At 67.5% G+C, this 16,583-nt stretch carries 16 protein-coding genes and 3 pseudogenes; 17 read left to right on the plus strand and 2 right to left on the minus strand.

Features of this window, described 5'->3' with window-relative positions; all coding sequences use genetic code 11:
- Positions 1-201 precede the first annotated feature (201 nt).
- From EV186_RS12240 to EV186_RS12260, 6 genes are all read left to right on the plus strand, one after another.
- A complete protein-coding gene (locus EV186_RS12240) occupies positions 202-897 on the plus strand; it encodes a response regulator transcription factor (protein WP_133849348.1) in 696 nt (231 codons plus the stop codon).
- A gap of 27 nt (positions 898-924) precedes the next feature.
- Complete coding sequence (locus EV186_RS12245) at positions 925-2,241, plus strand: sensor histidine kinase (RefSeq protein ID WP_133849349.1); 1,317 nt, start codon at positions 925-927, stop codon at positions 2,239-2,241.
- Positions 2,242-2,486: 245 nt separating this feature from the next.
- Positions 2,487-3,437, plus strand: coding sequence for a phosphodiester glycosidase family protein (locus EV186_RS12250; RefSeq protein WP_133849350.1), 951 nt, complete (start codon positions 2,487-2,489; stop codon positions 3,435-3,437).
- Between the two features lie 61 nt (positions 3,438-3,498).
- Entirely contained in the window at positions 3,499-3,795 is a 297-nt protein-coding gene (locus tag EV186_RS39410; RefSeq protein WP_208115577.1) for a response regulator, read from the plus strand.
- Between the two features lie 25 nt (positions 3,796-3,820).
- Positions 3,821-4,168 (plus strand): winged helix-turn-helix domain-containing protein, encoded by a 348-nt coding sequence (locus tag EV186_RS39415; protein WP_208115578.1) that lies wholly within the window; start codon positions 3,821-3,823, stop codon positions 4,166-4,168.
- Complete coding sequence (locus EV186_RS12260; RefSeq protein ID WP_133849351.1) at positions 4,161-5,471, plus strand: sensor histidine kinase; 1,311 nt, start codon at positions 4,161-4,163, stop codon at positions 5,469-5,471. The genes EV186_RS39415 and EV186_RS12260 overlap by 8 nt, the downstream gene beginning before the upstream one ends.
- Position 5,472: 1 nt before the next feature.
- Here the strand turns inward: EV186_RS12260 and EV186_RS12265 are convergent, their stop codons facing one another.
- Positions 5,473-6,780, minus strand: coding sequence for a COG4705 family protein (locus tag EV186_RS12265; RefSeq protein WP_243753991.1), 1,308 nt, complete (start codon positions 6,778-6,780; stop codon positions 5,473-5,475).
- Positions 6,781-6,947: 167 nt separating this feature from the next.
- On the opposite strand from EV186_RS12265, the gene EV186_RS12270 reads away from it, so the two are divergent.
- From EV186_RS12270 to EV186_RS40910, 6 genes and pseudogenes are all read left to right on the plus strand, one after another.
- A complete protein-coding gene (locus EV186_RS12270) occupies positions 6,948-7,880 on the plus strand; it encodes an ATP-binding cassette domain-containing protein (RefSeq protein ID WP_133849352.1) in 933 nt (310 codons plus the stop codon).
- A 4-nt stretch (positions 7,881-7,884) separates the two neighbouring features.
- Positions 7,885-8,649: an ABC transporter permease gene (locus EV186_RS12275; protein WP_133849353.1), complete on the plus strand. Its 765-nt coding sequence runs from the start codon at positions 7,885-7,887 to the stop codon at positions 8,647-8,649.
- 89 nt (positions 8,650-8,738) lie between these two features.
- The gene (locus tag EV186_RS12280) at positions 8,739-8,963 is read left to right on the plus strand and encodes a helix-turn-helix domain-containing protein (RefSeq protein WP_208115579.1); all 225 of its coding nucleotides are present in this window, start codon (positions 8,739-8,741) and stop codon (positions 8,961-8,963) included.
- Positions 8,960-9,349, plus strand: coding sequence for a Clp protease N-terminal domain-containing protein (locus EV186_RS12285; RefSeq protein WP_133849355.1), 390 nt, complete (start codon positions 8,960-8,962; stop codon positions 9,347-9,349). The genes EV186_RS12280 and EV186_RS12285 overlap by 4 nt, the downstream gene beginning before the upstream one ends.
- A gap of 412 nt (positions 9,350-9,761) precedes the next feature.
- On the plus strand, positions 9,762-10,703 hold the full coding sequence (locus EV186_RS12290; RefSeq protein ID WP_208115580.1) for an integrase catalytic domain-containing protein: 942 nt from the start codon (positions 9,762-9,764) through the stop codon (positions 10,701-10,703).
- 21 nt (positions 10,704-10,724) lie between these two features.
- Positions 10,725-10,904: pseudogene (locus EV186_RS40910) on the plus strand (hypothetical protein); the annotation flags it as partial.
- Between the two features lie 1,142 nt (positions 10,905-12,046).
- Here EV186_RS40910 and EV186_RS12300 read toward each other — a convergent pair.
- Positions 12,047-12,394 carry an STAS domain-containing protein gene (locus EV186_RS12300; protein WP_133849357.1) on the minus strand — a complete coding sequence of 116 codons (348 nt, stop codon included), beginning with the start codon at positions 12,392-12,394 and terminating at the stop codon, positions 12,047-12,049.
- Between the two features lie 760 nt (positions 12,395-13,154).
- Between EV186_RS12300 and EV186_RS12305 the strand changes: the two genes are divergently transcribed.
- From EV186_RS12305 to EV186_RS12325, 5 genes and pseudogenes are all read left to right on the plus strand, one after another.
- Positions 13,155-13,706, plus strand: a complete 552-nt coding sequence (locus tag EV186_RS12305; protein ID WP_166659143.1) for a DUF4365 domain-containing protein — start codon at positions 13,155-13,157, stop codon at positions 13,704-13,706.
- Positions 13,699-14,844: a hypothetical protein gene (locus EV186_RS12310; protein WP_133849359.1), complete on the plus strand. Its 1,146-nt coding sequence runs from the start codon at positions 13,699-13,701 to the stop codon at positions 14,842-14,844. Before EV186_RS12305 ends, EV186_RS12310 begins: the two co-directional genes overlap by 8 nt.
- A gap of 15 nt (positions 14,845-14,859) precedes the next feature.
- Positions 14,860-15,558: pseudogene (locus EV186_RS12315) on the plus strand (aldo/keto reductase); the annotation flags it as partial.
- Between the two features lie 243 nt (positions 15,559-15,801).
- Positions 15,802-15,984, plus strand: a pseudogene (locus EV186_RS12320) (IS5/IS1182 family transposase); the annotation flags it as partial.
- A 199-nt stretch (positions 15,985-16,183) separates the two neighbouring features.
- Entirely contained in the window at positions 16,184-16,531 is a 348-nt protein-coding gene (locus EV186_RS12325) for a hypothetical protein (RefSeq protein ID WP_133849361.1), read from the plus strand.
- Positions 16,532-16,583: the final 52 nt, after the last annotated feature.

A 16,583-nucleotide genomic window follows, 5' to 3' on the forward strand; every position in this document is an offset into this window, starting at 1 on the left:
TTGGGTGCTGCAGAGCCGGCTTCCGCAACGGACGCGGGCGACGTCACGTTCCGCGGCACCCATCCGATCCGATGAGACAGAGCGTGCCCTGCGAAACCGCTATATCCAGGGCGATCTGGATATCGCCGAATACCTCGACCATCGCGTGCGGTCTGGGCGCGCCGGTGGCCCAGGTGTTGACCCGGAATTAGAGTGCGGACCATGGCGCGTTTGCTGGTCATCGAGGACGACGAGACGATCGGGTCGGCTCTGGAGTCGAGTCTGAGCCGTCACGGTCACGCCGTGCGCTGGATGCGCAACGGCCACGACGCCCTGCGCGACACAGACGGTCATACGTTCGATCTGGCGCTGGTTGACCTGGGCCTGCCCGACCTCGACGGCATCGAGGTGTGCCGCCGGTTGCGTGAGGTCCAACCCGGTTGTGTGCAGGTCATCCTCACCGCTCGCACCGAGGAGATGGATGTGATCGTCGGTCTCGAGGCCGGTGCCGACGACTACCTGACGAAACCGGTCCGGCTCGCCGAACTGCACGCCCGCATCCGCGCGCACCTGCGGCGCGAGTCCAGTTCGGGTGAGGACCAGAACCCGATCGTGCACGGCCAGTTGCACATCGACCCGGCGTCGCGACGGGTCACCGTCGCCGGGCGCGAACTCAGCTTGCGGACCAAGGAATTCGACTTGCTGCTGCGCCTGGCGCGCGAGCCAGGGGTCGCGTTGCGTCGCGACACCCTGATGGCCGACGTGTGGGACGCGCACTGGTTCGGGTCGACGAAGACCCTCGACGTGCATGTCGCAGCGCTGCGCCGCAAACTCGCCAATGCCGCGCCGGCCGCGACGCTGCCCACCATCAGCACGCTGCGCGGGCACGGCTACCGGCTCGAGCCACCATCGGACTGAGCGCGGCGACGCTCGAGGGAACCCACAATGCGCAAACGGATCGCCGCGCTCACCTTGGCGGCCGCGATGCTCGCCATCACGTTGTTCGGTGTTCCGCTGGCGATCGCCGCCGCGCAGTACTACCTCACCGACGAGCGCGCCGAACTCGAGCGCGCGGCCGACGCCGCCGCGCTCACCATCGCCGCGGACACGTTGCGGGGCATCACGCCGCGGCACATGCCGGCCGTAGGAGATACGACGGATCTGGCCCTCTACGGTCGAGATGGCGTCCGGGTGCTCGGCGACGGGCCCGCCACCCTCCGCGCGGCGACACGAATCCAGCCGGGCGACGTCATCGACACCGACATGGACGACGACCTCGTCGCCATCGTGCCGATCAGCGACGGCAGCCAGGTCACCGGCGTCGTCCGCGCCGCCACCCCGCACACGGAGGTGCTCGTACGAACCGGCTTGACCTGGCTCGCAATGGCGCTGCTCGCCTCGGTCGCGTTGATCACGACCTGGCTCATCGCACGCAGGCAGGCCAGCCGGCTCGCCGCGCCACTGGAAGAACTGTCGACGGCCGCGCGCCGGCTCGGCGACGGCGACTTCACCGTGCGCACACCGCGCGCGGGAATCCCAGAGATCGACTCGGTCAGGTCTGCACTGGATACCACCGCCGAACGGCTCAACGACCTGCTAGCACGAGAACGCGCGTTCAGCTCCGAGGCATCTCACCAGCTGCGCACCCCGCTCGCGGGGCTGCGCCTGCAGCTGGAGTCCGCATTGGACGACCCCCGCGCTGATCCGCAGGCCGCGATCACGGCCGGGCTCGCCACCACCGACCGGCTCGACCGCACCATCACCGATCTCCTCGCATTGGCACGCGACACCCACCACGGCGACCGCGCCGCCCCGCTCGGCCCGCTGATCACCGAGCTGGAACACGAATGGCACGGCCCGCTCGCCGCCAACGGCCGGGCGCTGCGGGTATCGGTGGACCCGGAGATGACTGCCTGCCTGGTCGCGGGACCGGTCGTGCGCCAGGTGGTCGCGGTGTTGCTGGACAACGCGAGCAAACACGGCACCGGCACCGTGTCGGTACTGGCACGCGATGCCGGGGACACGCTCGCCGTCGATGTGGCCGACGAAGGCACCGACATCGACCCCGGCGCCGATGTGTTCCAGCGCCGCAGCGACCACACCGACGCCGGCGACGGCGTCCGCGATGCGCGGCACGGCATCGGGCTTGCCCTCGCCCGGCGGCTCGCGGAGGCCGAAGGCGGCCGGCTGCGCCTGACCCGACGCTCCCCCACCACGTTCACCTTGCTTCTGCCGTTGGACACGCCAGCCGAATCCCCGTGAATTTGCCGGAACCTTGCCTTGGTTTGGTCTTCGCCGCACGCGCTGATTCCTAGCGTCAAGGTGTGCAACCACAACAGCCCCGCACAACGAGGCGCCGCGCACGCGCCGTGGCAGTCGTCGCAACCTTCGGATTCGTCACGACCCTCCTGCCCACGGTGTCGTTCATCCGGGCCATGACGGCACCCGGCTACGCAAGCCCCGCCGCGCGAGCCGCGGACTGGCTGCGTGACCTCGGGGCGGGCAGCGTGGTCGACTTCACGCAGAACCTCTGGTACCACGGCTGTTCTCCCACCGCCTGGCCGGAGCAGAAGACAGGTCCCACAGAACCGCCGGCCGCCGGGAACCGACTCGAAGCGCTCAAGCCGGCACCAGGTCTGCCACCGCATCCCGGCGAAGGTGAGTGGACGCCCGGGGCACGCATCACCAGCGGCACCGTGGCCCTCTACACGACCGCGTTCCGGCCCGACGCGGCGCATCCGGGGACCGTTGTCGGAGTTGCCTGGCTCGACCAGCAGGTCCTGACCACCTCGTTGACCCCCGGCATCAAGGAGCCCACCCTGCTGTGGGGAGGCCCCGCCGAAAACTCCCAAGTACCGGCATCGCTGCGTCCCCGGTTGGTCGCCGTGTTCAACTCCGGCTACCGGATGCGCGAAGCCAACGGCGGCTTCTACCTCGATGGACGGACCGCTCGCCCGCTTCGCGACGGCGCCGCATCCGTCGTCGTGAAACGGGACGGCACCGTCGACATCGGACAGTGGGGACGCGACATGACGATGGGACCAGACGTGCTCGCCGTGCGGCAGAGCCTCGACCTGATCGTCGACCACGGCCGGCCGTTACCGGACCTGGCGACCAACCCGAACAACCAGTGGGGCGCCGAGGGCACCCAGAACCAATGCACGTGGCGCTCGGGTCTCGGTGTCGACGCACAAGGCAACCTGCGCTACGTCGCGGGTAACGGACTGACCCTCACAACCCTCGCCTCCGCCATGCAACAAGCCGGGATCATCCGCGGCCTGCAACTCGACATCCACAACGGAATGGCCGCCTTCATCGCCCACCACCCCGGCCTCCCAAGCCAAGCCCCCACTCCTTTGCTGCCCTCGATGCCAGGACCCACATCTCGTTATCTCGTCCCGGACCAACGCGACTTCTTCACCGTCGCGTTGCGCACCACCGCGCCGGCGGGGTCATGACCGCTCGACCAACGGCAGGCACCGTCGCGGGCGCGGCAACGAGCTGGTGGAGCCATTGTCGGTGAACTCATACACGGTGCTCGTGGCGGAGGACGACCACGGACTGCGCGACGTCGTGGCGCGCGCACTGCGCTCGGAGGGTTTCGAGGTCGTGACGGCTGTCGACGGTGCGCAAGCGCTCAAGACGGTTGCCGCCGTGCCGGTCGATGCCGTGGTGCTCGACATCGGGCTGCCCGACTCGGACGGTCGGGACGTGTGCCAGGCGTTGCGTGCCCGCGGCTGCGACGCGGCGGTGATCTTCCTGACCGCGCGTGGCAACGTGACCGATCGCCTCGCGGGGTTTCTCCTGCGGCGGTGACGATTACCTGCCCAAGCCGTTCGCGATGGCCGAGTTGTTCGCACGGCTGCGTGCCGTGCTCCGGCGCGCGCCGACGCCGTCCGCGTGGGCGTGGGCCGACATCGAGGTCGACCCGATCACCCACGCGGTCTCGCGCGGCGTCGATCGCGCCGAGTTGTCTCCGACGGAATTCCGAATGCTGGCACGGCTGATCGCGCCACCGGTCGGAGTCGTGCGGCGCCGTCAACTGGTCGACGCGGCATGGCCGGCCGGGGCCAGCGTTTCGGACAACACCATCGACAAGTACGTCTCGCGGCTACGACGCAAGTTGGCCGAGATCGGCACCGAGCACACCATCCGCACCGCGCGCGGCGTCGGGTACGAGCTTGTCTGACCGCCGGGGTGCACGGACTCTTCGCGGCCGGGTGTCGGCGTTCGGCGTCCTGGTGATCGCCTGCTGGCTGGTCCTGCTCATCGCGGGATTCGACGTCGTGCTCGGCAGCGTGTTGCACCAGCAGGCCGATTCGGCGTTGCAGACCCGCGCGGAGGCCGCCGCCAGCACCGTCGTACCGTCCGCCGACGGGTCCGCGCAGGTCGTCGAGACCGACTCCGACCCCACCCTCGACGCGAACACCTGGGTCTACCAGGGAGCTCGAGCGATCGAACGAGGCAGCGGATCACCGCAGGTCCAGCATGCCGCCGACCTGCGCGCGGCCGCGCCCGGTTCCTACGCCACCACAGGATCGCTTCGGCTCTACTCGACACCGGTCGCACGCAATGGCAAGCCCTTCGCGGTTGTGGTCGCGTCGATCAACCTGACGCCCTACGAGCACGCCACCAAGGTCGCGATGTCCGGCACGGCGCTGCTCGCCGTGCTCGCCGTCGCCGGCGCCTGGGTCGTCCTCCGCATCACCGCCGCACGGGCCCTGCGACCGGTGCAGGCGATGAGCGCCCAGGCCGCCGCGTGGTCCGAACGCGCCCACACCGATCGCTTCGGACGGCACCAGGGCTATCACGAACTCGACACCCTGGCGCACCACCTGGACGCCCTGCTCGACCGGCTCGCCGCGGTCCTGCGCCACGAACGACAACTCTCGGGCGAGCTGTCCCACGAGTTGCGCACACCATTGAGCCGGATCACCAGCGAAGCCGATCTGCTCCTGCGCCGGTCACCGGATTGCCCTGAGGCCTCAGCGATCCACGCCGCGGCGGCGTCGATGTCAACGATCCTCGAGACATTGCTGTCGACCGCCCGGCTGGAGACCGGGCTCCTACCCGGCACCTGCCTGCTGCCGGACGTTCTCGCCGAGCTCGGGCGACCGGACAGCGCCGTGGAACCGGACGCGGACCTCGTCGGCGTCGACGCCGCGGTCGCCTCGCGCATCCTCGCTCCGATCCTCGACAACGCGGACCGCTACGCCGTTACGACCGTTGTCATCACCGCACGGCGGGCCGGCAGCAGCATCACCGTCGACGTCCACGACGACGGGACGGGCATCGCCGACGATCTCCTGGAACGGGTCTTCGAACCGGGATTCCGCGCAGATCCAGCAGATGGGCACGACGGCGGTGGCCTCGGCCTCCCGCTGGCGCGCCGGCTCGCTCGTGCCGCCGACGGCGACGTGACCGTCCTGCCTGCCGGTGATGCCACCGGCACCACCGGCACCACAGTCCGCGTCACGCTCCCACCGGGTTGAGTCAGCCCAGCGAGGTGAGCAACGCCGTCAGCGCGTCCTTCTCGGCGACCGGATCCGCAGGCGAGGCCCGCAGCGCAGTCAAGACGTCATCGATCTGGCTGTCGAGGAAGTGCCACGCGGTGTCGTCGAGCGGCTGCAGCGTCTGCTGGTCGTCGTCCCAAGCAGTCTCGAGGTCCTTGATCCGCGCGGTCGCGCCGGTCTGGTCGCCACGACGGAGCATGGTGAGGGTGTCGTTCGCGATGGTGCGGAACTTGGCGACCTCCGACGGCGGGAAGTGCGCGACCGCCTGGTTCGGGGTGAGGTGCACCGTCGGCGCGGCGGGCTGGTCCTCCTCACTGGCCGGCTGCGCGTGGGGCTGGGCCGCGGCCCAGGCGAGCAGGACGCCAGTCGCGGCCGCGACCACGGCGTAGTAGGCGAGCATCGCGCGTTCCCGGCCTGGCCGGGTGGTCACCGATCCCAGGTGCGAATACGCAGCGCCATCGATGACGTCGCGACGGGTGCCAGTCAGATAAACGACGGTGAGGAGGATCGCCACCAGGAAGATCACGCTCGTCATCGCCGTGCCGACGCCGAGCCCTTGGTCCGCGGTCGGCGAGGCCAGCCAGTCGCCGAGGTTGGCGCCCAGTGGCCGGGTGAGGATGTAGGCGAGCCAGAACGACAACACCGCGTTCGCGCCCAGCCGCCAGCCGAGCAGGATCGTCGCGATCAGCCCTGCGGGCAGCAGGACCGACGTCCCCGGCCCCCAGCCGGTCGCGTCGAGCGTCCAGTCGCCGGCGGCGGTCCCCAGCGCGAAGGTCACCAGGACGGCCAGCCAGTAGAACGCCTCTCGGGGCAGCGTGACGATGCTGTGGATGGACAATGTCCGCTCGCGCTTCCACCAGACGCCGAACACAATGGCCAGCACGACGGCGAAAACGGTGGTGCTGACGGCCAGAGGCACCTTCAGGTCATCGGTGAGGATGTCCGTGTAGAGCGTCCCGGTGACGCTGACCACCACGACCGTCAACCAGTACACCGGCGGCGTGTACTGACGCGTGCGCAGTTGCCACACAAGCGCGCCGACGAGAACGACAGTGAAGATCAACGACGTCGTCCGGAGGCCGACGCCAAGGGTCATGTTGATCCAGTCGGCGAAACTCTCACCGACCGTCGTGCAGAGGATCTTGATTATCCAGAACCAGACCGTGACCTCGGGGACCTTGTTCAGCATCCGGCCCACCGCCGGCTGCGCGCGCTTGGCGCCACTCATCACCATGCCGGTCATTGTCTGGACCGATCCTGAACATAACCTGACCACCGACCCCGCCATGTCCCGTGTGGACGATCAGGACAACGGCTCGATAGACCGAGCCGGGTTAGCGCGTTCTTGAACCTCGGTTAACTGACGGCAAATGACAATTCCGCGGAATCAAGTGCGAGACGAGCCCGCAATGCCATGGTCGAGTCGACCTCATCGGCCCTGGCGTGGGAGCTCTCGTGATCGACGCGGTTGCCCTGACCAAACACTTCGGCACCAAGGTGGCTGTCGACCATCTGACGTTCACGGTCCCGTCCGGTCGCGTGACCGGCTTCTTGGGACCGAACGGCGCGGGCAAGTCGACGACCATGCGCATGATCCTCGGCCTGGACGCCCCGACCGACGGCGTCGCACGCATCGACGGCCTGCGTTACCACGAAATCCGACACCCCCTGCGGGTCGTCGGCGCCCTGCTCGACGCGTCCTGGTTGCATCCCAACCGATCGGCCCACGCGCACCTGGAATGGCTTGCCAGATCGAACAAACTGCCGCCGGCCCGCGTGGACGACGTGCTGGAGATCGTGGGCCTCACGGCCGTCGCGTCCCAACGCGCGGGCGGGTTCTCCCTGGGCATGACCCAGCGCCTGGGCATCGCCGCAGCGCTGCTCGGCGATCCACGCGTGCTGCTGTTCGACGAACCCGTCAACGGACTCGACCCCGAGGGCATCCTCTGGATCCGCACCCTCATGCGCCGCCTGGCCGACGAGGGCCGCACCGTGTTCGTGTCGAGCCACCTGCTCTCGGAGATGGCACTCACCGCCGACGAACTCGTGGTGATCGGCCGCGGGAAACTCATCACCCAGTGCACGACGGCGGAGTTCGTCGCCACGACCGACGTCACCACCCGAGTGCGCAGCCCACACCTCGACGCGTTGACCGCCGGGCTCCGGTCCCTCGGCGGCGAGGTCCGCGAGGACGGCGATGGCGCAGTCCTCGTGTCCGGATTGGACGGTGTGGACATCGGCGACTTCGCCGCCGCCAACGGCATCGCACTGCACGAACTCAGCGAGCACCGCGGCTCCCTCGAGGACGCCTTCCTCCAGCGCACCGGCGAGACGACGGAGTACCGCACGACCCAGCCGGGCTCCGACCTCGTCACGACAAGCAGGTGACCCCATGACCCTCCTCGCCGTCGAACGCATCAAGCTCCGCTCCACCCGCTCGGCGTGGTGCTGCGCCGCACTCGCGGTCGCACTGACCCTCACCTTCGCCGCGATGTTCGCCGCCGGCAGCGCCACCACCGCACCCGTCACCGTGACCAGCACCCAGTTCGGCTCCGGAGTCGGCCTGCTCATCGTCATGGTCATGGCAACCCTCGCCGTCACCACCGAATACCGCTACGGCACGATCCGCGCGACGTTCGTCGCCGCACCCCGACGCACCCAGGTGCTGCTCGCCAAGGCCGCCGTCGTCGCCCTCATCAGCGCAGTCCTCGGCGAACTGTGCTCGTTCGGGTCCGTCGCCGCCGCCAAGCTCGCGGTCCCCACCGCAGACCTCGCCATCGACACGCCGTTCGAATGGCGCGCCGTTGCCGGCACCGGGCTGGTCTTCGCGCTCGCCGGCACCTTCGCCGTCGCGATCGGCGCCCTGGTCCGACACTCGGCAGGCGCGATCGCCCTGCTCATCGGATACACACAAGGCGCCGAGCAACTGGTCCAGTTCATCCCGAAAGCCGGCCCAGCCATCCACCACTGGCTGCCATTCAACGTCGGCAACAAGTTCCTCACCGGCGACGCCGACCCCATCACCGCAAACGCCCACGACGGACTCCCGCCGTCGGACGCCACCCTCGGCCCCTGGCCCGCCTTGATCTACTTCGCGGGTTTCACTGCCCTCGCCTTGGGAGCCGCCCTCGTCACCACCGCCAAACGCGACGCCTGACGCTCGCCGCCCGAAATCTTGCAGGGCACTCGATGCATGGCTTGTCAGCATATGTTGACGACCTACCTTCGTCAGCATATGCTGACGAAGTGAACGCACGCGAAAAGATCGCCACCAGCGCGGCAAGCGCCGACCCGGACGTGGGCCTGCGGGCAGTCGCGGCCCTGCGCACCTTGGCCGAGGAACTCGAAGCCCTGCAGGTCGATCGAGCACGAAGGGCGGGGTGGTCCTGGCAGGAAATAGCATCGCGGCTCGGGGTGAGCAAGCAGACCGTGCACCGCAAGCACGGCCGCAGGCCCCGAGGACCGAGATGAGGAAGCTGGGCTTCGACGACGATGCCCGCATGGTCGTCCGGATAGCCCAAGACCGCGCCCGATCCTTGCAACATCCCGGGATCGGATCCGAACACCTGCTGTACGGCCTCGCGGACTCGCCGACCCGCGCAGGCAGTGTGGCCAGAGAACACGGTCTCACTCCCGGCGGCGTCGCAATGCAAACCGAACGGCTGCTTACCCCATCACGCACCATGTTCGCCGGTCTGGACGCCGGCGCGCTCGCCACGATCGGCATCGACTTGAACGCCGTGCGGGAGGCAGTCGAAGCCAACTTCGGCCTGGCAACAGCGGCGCTCCCCGCCTTGACCAGGCGGCAGCGTGCCAGGCTACCCGGACACATGCTGGTCACCAGCAGAGCGCGTTGACTCATCAAAAATGCCCGGGAAGGTGAGTCGTTGCCTCACGTAATTGTGCCCGCGTAGCGGCGTGGCGGCTGTGCCGGTGTGGGGTGGTGACTCATCGTGATCGATGGGGTTGACGATGGGTCAGCGTAAGGCCGTGACCAAGCAGCTCGCTGGGCGTTATCGGTCGGCCGGCCGGGTGGAGAAGGCGCGGATCTTGGATGAGTTGTGCGCGTTGACCGGTTGGCATCGTGATCATGCCCGCAAGGCCCTGCGGGTAGCGGTGCAGCCGAGATCTGGTGCGTGGCAACGGAAACAGCCGCGTAAGCCGCGGGAGCCGGTGTATGGGCCGGAGGTGGTGGCGGCGTTGCGGAAGGTGTGGGCGGTGCTGGACGCGCCCTCGGGGAAGCGGTTGGCGCCGTTTTTGGGTGAGGTGGTGGATCGGTTGATCGCGTGTGGTGAGTTGGTGATCAGCGAGCAGACCCGATATCAGCTGGTGCGGATGTCCGCGGCCACGATCGATCGGCGGCTGGCCGCGGATCGGGCCTGCTGGGCGCCCCGGGGCCGGTCGTTGACCAAGCCGGGCAGCTTGTTGAAATCGCAGATCCCGATCCGGACGTGGGCGGACTGGGACGAGGGCCGGCCGGGGTTCGTGGAGATCGACCTGGTCGCCCACGAGGGCGGCAACCCGGCCGGGGAGTTCGCCTCCACCCTGACCGTGACCGACATCGCCACCGGGTGGACCGAGGTCCGCGCGGTGCGCAACAAAGCCCAGAAATGGGTGCTGGCCGCGCTCGCCGACATCGTGGCCGGGGTCCCGTTCCCCGTCCTGGGGATCGACTCCGACAACGGCAGCGAGTTCATCAACGCCCACCTGCTCACCTTCTGCCGGGACAACGAGATCACCTTCACCCGATCCCGGCCCGCCCACAGCAACGACGGCTGCCACGTGGAACAGAAGAACTGGTCGGTCGTGCGCCGAGTCGTCGGCTATCACCGCTACCACGGCGAGCTGCACGTCGACGTGCTCAACGGCATCTACGCGCTGCTCCGCGACCACATCAACTTCTTCGTCCCACAACAAAAACTGGTGTCCAAGGTCCGCGTCGGCGCGAAAGTGACCAAGAAACACGACACCGCGCGAACCCCGTTCCAACGCCTGTGCACCGACCCAGCCGTCGACATCCACGACAAGGCCCTGCTGCACGCTCACTACCTCACCCTCAACCCCGCCGCGATCCGCCGGGAAATCCTCGCTCTCAGTGACGCCCTCGCCGCCGAAGTCACCCGCACAGACCTCCCCACCCGCCCCTACACAGGCCTCACCACGCGGGCACCTTCCCGTGAGGCAACGACCACCCCTACGCGGGCATCTTGACGTGAGGCAACGAGTAGAGCACGATCCTGCCTGCAAGCCGCAGCGAAGCAGGCCCAGCAAGACGGCGCGACACGGGTCGCAGCACATCACCTGGGCGCCGTCGTCGTGGGAGCCACCGGCGGGCTGGTCCCACCCATCCTGGCCGCGCTCGGCGTCTCAGCGCCGACGTTGCGCGCCGCGATCCTCACTGCCGGCCGGTGATGCCACACCGGCGCGGTTTGTGGTTCCTCTTGGGAACGGCACTGGCTGTTTGGGCAGCCAGTTGGCGCGTGATCTACCTGGAAGTGACCCGGTGGCATCACATGGACTCACATCTGCGCTTCACCCCACCGCCGGCACCGCCAGGGGCTCCACCTTCGCACGCCGGGCCGCCGGTGATCATGGCACTCATCGCGGCGGGCCTCGCGCCTGAGATCGGCGCGCTGGCAGCCACCCTGCTACGGAAATCGACCGCGCAAGCCAATAGGGAAGGGCCAGCGAGTAACTCGCCCGGGCGATGGTGATCAATCCGGTGAGCCAACGATATCCGGCCACGGCGATGGCTAATTCTCGCTACACCTCGGCCTCAACTCCTCGACGCTGAGACATCACGACCGTCAAGGACGCGGGAAGCTGACCCCAACCCAAGGCTTGTGATCTAGCGATCCTGGCCGCCGCCGCGCAGAAGACGCGGACGCGTTGCGGAGCGCCCTCAGCGAAAACGGCCTGGTCATCGCCGGCCGCAGGACGCGCGTGCGCTGCGTGCGGAACCGGTGGCGTCCTCGGCCTGAGCTTCAGGCCCCGCGGTGATCTCGCAGTCCGGGTCTCGCCGCCGCGGCCTGTCCTCGGCGCCCAGACCGTGCGCGAACGCGACGGTGGCGTAGACATCGGCCCACAGCAGCGAAGGCCGGACACCGTGATCGACAGCAGGTCCGACACCGGCTCGCCGATGTGCGGATCGATGATGTGTGCACCGCGCTCGGCCGGACCGGAGGTCGCGACCGCGTGGCCCTGTCGGCCGACTTCGCGGAGGACGGGATGTTGGCCGTCTACAAAGCTATGGCGAGTGTCATAGGGCCGCCAATCCACCGCGAGCGGACGGCACCATGACCGTGACCGCCACACCGGACGTGACGGCGTTGACGATAACCGTGACTGTCACCGGCCAGTGGCGCGAGAACGACAACCGCCCCAGCGACGGCCGAGGACTGACCATCATCCGAGCGCTGACTTCTGACTTCAGAATGACAGCAATCGAGCTGGCTGATCGGCATCAGCGGACGCTGGTGATCGCGGCTCGAAAGCCCGGTGGCCCACGGGCGGCGCAATGCCATACCGGCCACCGTCGTGCGTGCTCGCCCCGGTCAGCAATCGGCAGGCGATGGTTCCAGCGGCAGCATGTCATGCAGTCCCAAGGACGTCAGCTTGCGCCAGGCTCTCTCGGAGGCCATGACCCGCAGAGGCGTTCCCTGGGCGGCGCAGCGAAGGGCCAGGGTGACGAAAGGGACCACCGCCTCCATGCTCAAGTAGGTCACAGTGGACAGGTCCACCACGACGGCGGTTTCGGGATCGCCCGCGAACGCCGGCGCGACGATCTCCTCGGCAGCGCGAATGCTGGTGAGGTCGCCGACACCGCGGAGGATCAGCACATCGAGGACCTGAGCCGTAGCGGTTTCGGTGGTCTCGTCGTGCGGTTCGTCGAACCTACTCATAGGGTTCATCCTGGTATTGCGGGCTTCCTACGGGTCACCTCGGTACCAGATAACACGTGTCCACGCGTTGCGCCGCTCTCACGCGACGTGGCCTATGACCCGAACGAGTAGCGGATCCAGTTAAATCGAACATAGCGCGACGGGCCGGGAAGCTGCAACAGCGATGACGCGCCACGGGACGGCGACGACATCAGCGGTTCGTCGTGACCGTCCCGGGGAGTATCGAGACCGCCCAAAGTTGGCCGCGCCGGCGTCGAAGCTCCCGGCGCCGGACTTCGGGAGTTCGCGCGGACCGGCCGGATCAATCCGCTGGTGAGGGACGACGGAGCAGTCGCAGCGTGGCTGGCCGACGCTTGGACCCGCATGCTGCGCGGTCTGATTCAGCGGTCGGCCAACAGATCCGGGTCCTGCTGCGGATTGCGCACGAGCTCGGCTACGACCTCCCCCCGGATCCTTGCGTAACAACCCCGGCACTTGCTTGTGCCAGCGGTCAATCACGAGCGTTTGATCCGCACGTCGCCAGGTCGGGAACACTCGTCCTGCCCGACTGGGTATGCCCTCCGCTCGGCGCATTCCCCGCCGCCACGCTCGCTGGCACCGAGCAGCCGTGGACAAGGTCTCCGGATAGCGCGGCGTCGTCGGCACCGACTGACCAGGAACGCGAGCGTCGATGCCGCTTTCCGCACGCTCGGTGAAGCGCCTGAATGGGTGACCTTCTTGGAATAGTTCACGCCAACGACGGCTGCACAACATGGAGTTGATGCGCCAGGATCTGATCATGGTTGGTGGCAGCGGCCGTTTGCCGAAGGGTGTCGCGACTCTGGACACGAACCGGGCGAAGTCCCGGTTCGGTGTGGCTTACGTCCGAGCGGTGTGCAGCCAAGCCGGTGTGGGCTTTCAGGAGACCAGCCCAGACGAGGACGTCCTTGCGGTCGACGGAACCGTCGCGTTCGAGATCGCGGACGCGCGGGTGCAAGTGAAGTGCACTGGGCAGTTCCGGCTCAAGGGCGGTTCCACGGCAACCTGGCCGATCGACGAGTCCTGGCGCAAGCGCTGGAATCGGTGCGGGGTACCCGTCTACTTCGTGCTGGTGATCGTCGATCCTGACGATCAGGTTGCGTGGTTGCATCATCAAGACGAGGCGACCCTGCATCGGGCTGCGGCCTTCTGGGTCCGTGTCGACAAGCTCCCAGACGGCCAGAACATCGTTGTTCCAAAGGCACAGCGGTTGACTGCCGACACGCTGCGGTTGTGGGCGGACGATGTCGAAGCTAGCTTCGACCCGTCGAGAGGAGGCGGTGTGGGTGTCTGACACCGTCGTCCTGCCGGCACTGACCGACCTGATCAGCTACCTCAGGGCCTACGGGTGGAGATCCAGCTCACCGGGCCCGGGTGGAACGCTTTGGGTCAACGGCGACGCTCGCATCGGCGTGCCACACGAGCCAGACGATGTGTTGCTCGGCTCCGTGCTGGAGAGGCTTGCCAGAACAGAGCAGCGCGACCTCAAGGCAACCGCAGATGCAGTTCGGCACGTGCGGTTCGACGTAACACATCTACGCGCGGTGAACGACTATCGCATCGTCGACAAGATTCCGCTCGAGACGGCGACGAAGCTGATCAGCTCTGCCCGGATGATGCTACGGGCGACCGCTACCACCGCACGTCGGGAGCGCGCTCAGATCGCCGGAAGCTACTCGAGGATCGGCGATGACGTGATCCGCGAGGCGTTCATGGGACACACAGAGCGAGGATCTTTCATCATCCCAGTGCTGGTGCCTATCCGTGAACCCGACCAGGAGGCTCCCACGCAACCAACGTTGTATGACGACCGCGAAGATCCCGTTCTGCATAAGGAACCGCCTGAGCCGTTCGAACGTCGAGTCATGCGCACCTTCGCGCAATCTATGCAAGCTGTACGCGATCTCGTTGTGACGCCTGGGCGACAACCGAGTACCGATCATATCCACGAGCTGGTGTACCGAGGGGTAAGCCGCGAGTTCTGCGCGGGGTTGGCGAACGTCCTCGATGAGAGTGCGATCAGCGAGTTCGAGAGCACTGTCGAATGGGCGCCCGTTGTGCCTGCGCCAGGGACGATCCGGCAGGTGTCGATCAGCGCCGAAGCCGTCGACCTCGTCCGATACGTCGCCGACCGGTTGCGGCAGCAGAAAGCTCCGTCCAGGCAGATCTTCTCAGGTACGATCGTTGGGTTCCGCCACGAGAACCACGATGACCCCTACGGTGAGATCGCTGTGTCGACCATGAGGCGAGGCCGGCCGTCGGAGGTCAGGGTACGGCTGCCCATCGACACCTATCGCGAGGCATGGGAGTGGCACAACGCCGGCCGTGCCGTACTCGTCGAAGGACTCATCCGCCGCTCTCCAGGCAAGCCGGGCATCGTGGACAACCCGTCTCGGATCCGCCCACTTGACGAGTTCATGTTGCCCAGCTGAGGCCGCGCAACTCGCTCCGGCGTCGACCGGTCGGAGATCTTCGTCGAGACCAAGGTGTGGATCAGCGACTACGGCTACGACGCCACCCTGCACGCGTTCGACAAGAGCGCCGCCAAACTCGGCATCGAGCACATCGATCTACTGATCCTGCACCAGGCGCTGCCGTCCCGCTTCGACCTGACCATCGACACCTACCGCGCGCTGGAGAAGCTGCAGAACGACGGGCGCGTGCGGGCCATCGGAGTCAGCAACTTCATGCGGGAACACCTCGAGCACCTCCTCGAGGAGACCGCGGTCGTGCCCGCGGTGAACCAGCTCGAGGTGCACCCGTGCTTCCAGCAGCGTGACGTCCTCGCCGCGAACGCCGAGCACGGCGTCATCTCGCAGGCCTGGTCCCCGATCGGCGGCATCACCTTCTACCGCGACGGCAAGCACACCAGCACGCTGGAGAACGAAACCATCGTTGGCATCGCCCAGGCCCACGCCAAGTCACCGGCGCAGGTGATGAGGCGCTGGGGCCTGCAGCAGGGCCGCTCGGTGATCCCGAAGTCGACCCGCCCCGAGCGCATCGCCGAGAATTTCGCCGTGTTCGACTTCGACCTCACCGACGCGGAACTCACCGCCATCGACGCCGTCGACACCGGAGTCCGCGGCGGCCCCGAACCGGACGCGGTGACCCTGGAAGCGTTCGGCCGCGACATCCCCGAAGCCTGATCACCGATCAGCGCCGTCTCGGTTTCGCCGGCAAAGCCCTTCAGCGCTCTCGACTCAGGCACGACGCCCCTTCACCGTGTGCCGTGACCAACCGTCCCTGGGTCCGGCCCCGCCCAGGCGCGACCCGCCCGGTGCGTAAGGCTCGCGAACCGTGGTATCAGTGGCCGGACACCGCCAGAGGTGCGAATTCGCCAAAGAACAAGCAACGACCACGACAAGTACCGCAAGCTGGTCCCCGCCAAGGGCATCCGCCCGGTCATCGCCCGCCGCGGAGTCGCCCACGGCTCCGGACTCGGCGTTCACCGCTGGGTCGTCGAAGGCTGCTTCGCGCTGCTGCACTGGTTCCGACGCCTGCGCATCCGCTGGGACATCTCCGACGACATCCACGAAGCCTTCCTCAGCCTGGGCTACAGCATCATCTGCTGACGCCGACTCAAGAACCACTCACTCTGTTAGAAGTCCTAAGTTACACACCGTGACCACGAGTTCATGGAACGCGCCCAGCCCGACTGCAGGTCGTGCCAGGCAAGTCCTCGGTCACGACGGTCGAGCACTCGGTCGGGGGTCGACCAGCAGGAACGCTTGCTACGGTGATCGAGGACGAGTCGACCTGGGAGGCCCTCAAATGCCCGAGCCCGTGCTGGTGTCCATTGCCGCAGCATTGGCGACCAAAGCTGTCTCGTCGCTCTACGACATGGTCAAGAAGCGGTTCGAACAGCGCGCCGAGGCACGCGCGGCGCTCGAGGCCGCAACGGCGGCACCCCAGGACGAGCAGGCCGTGCATGCCCTCGCCGAGCGATTGGCCATGGAGGAAACCGCGGACCCGGAGTTCAGCAAGGCGCTGCGTGCGGAATGGGCCAAGGTCAGCGTCGAACAGCGCGCCGACCATGGTGGTGTCACCAACCAGGTAACCGGTGAGGTGTCAGGCAAGGTCGTGCAGGCCCGCGACATCCACGGCGACGTCAGCTTCTAACGCTCCACCGAGCATTACCGCAGGTCGCAGGGTATAATGATCATGAGCCGGG

Origin of the sequence: Labedaea rhizosphaerae, assembly GCF_004362825.1 — a bacterium.
In the GTDB taxonomy this organism is placed as follows: Bacteria; Actinomycetota; Actinomycetes; order Mycobacteriales; family Pseudonocardiaceae; genus Labedaea; species Labedaea rhizosphaerae.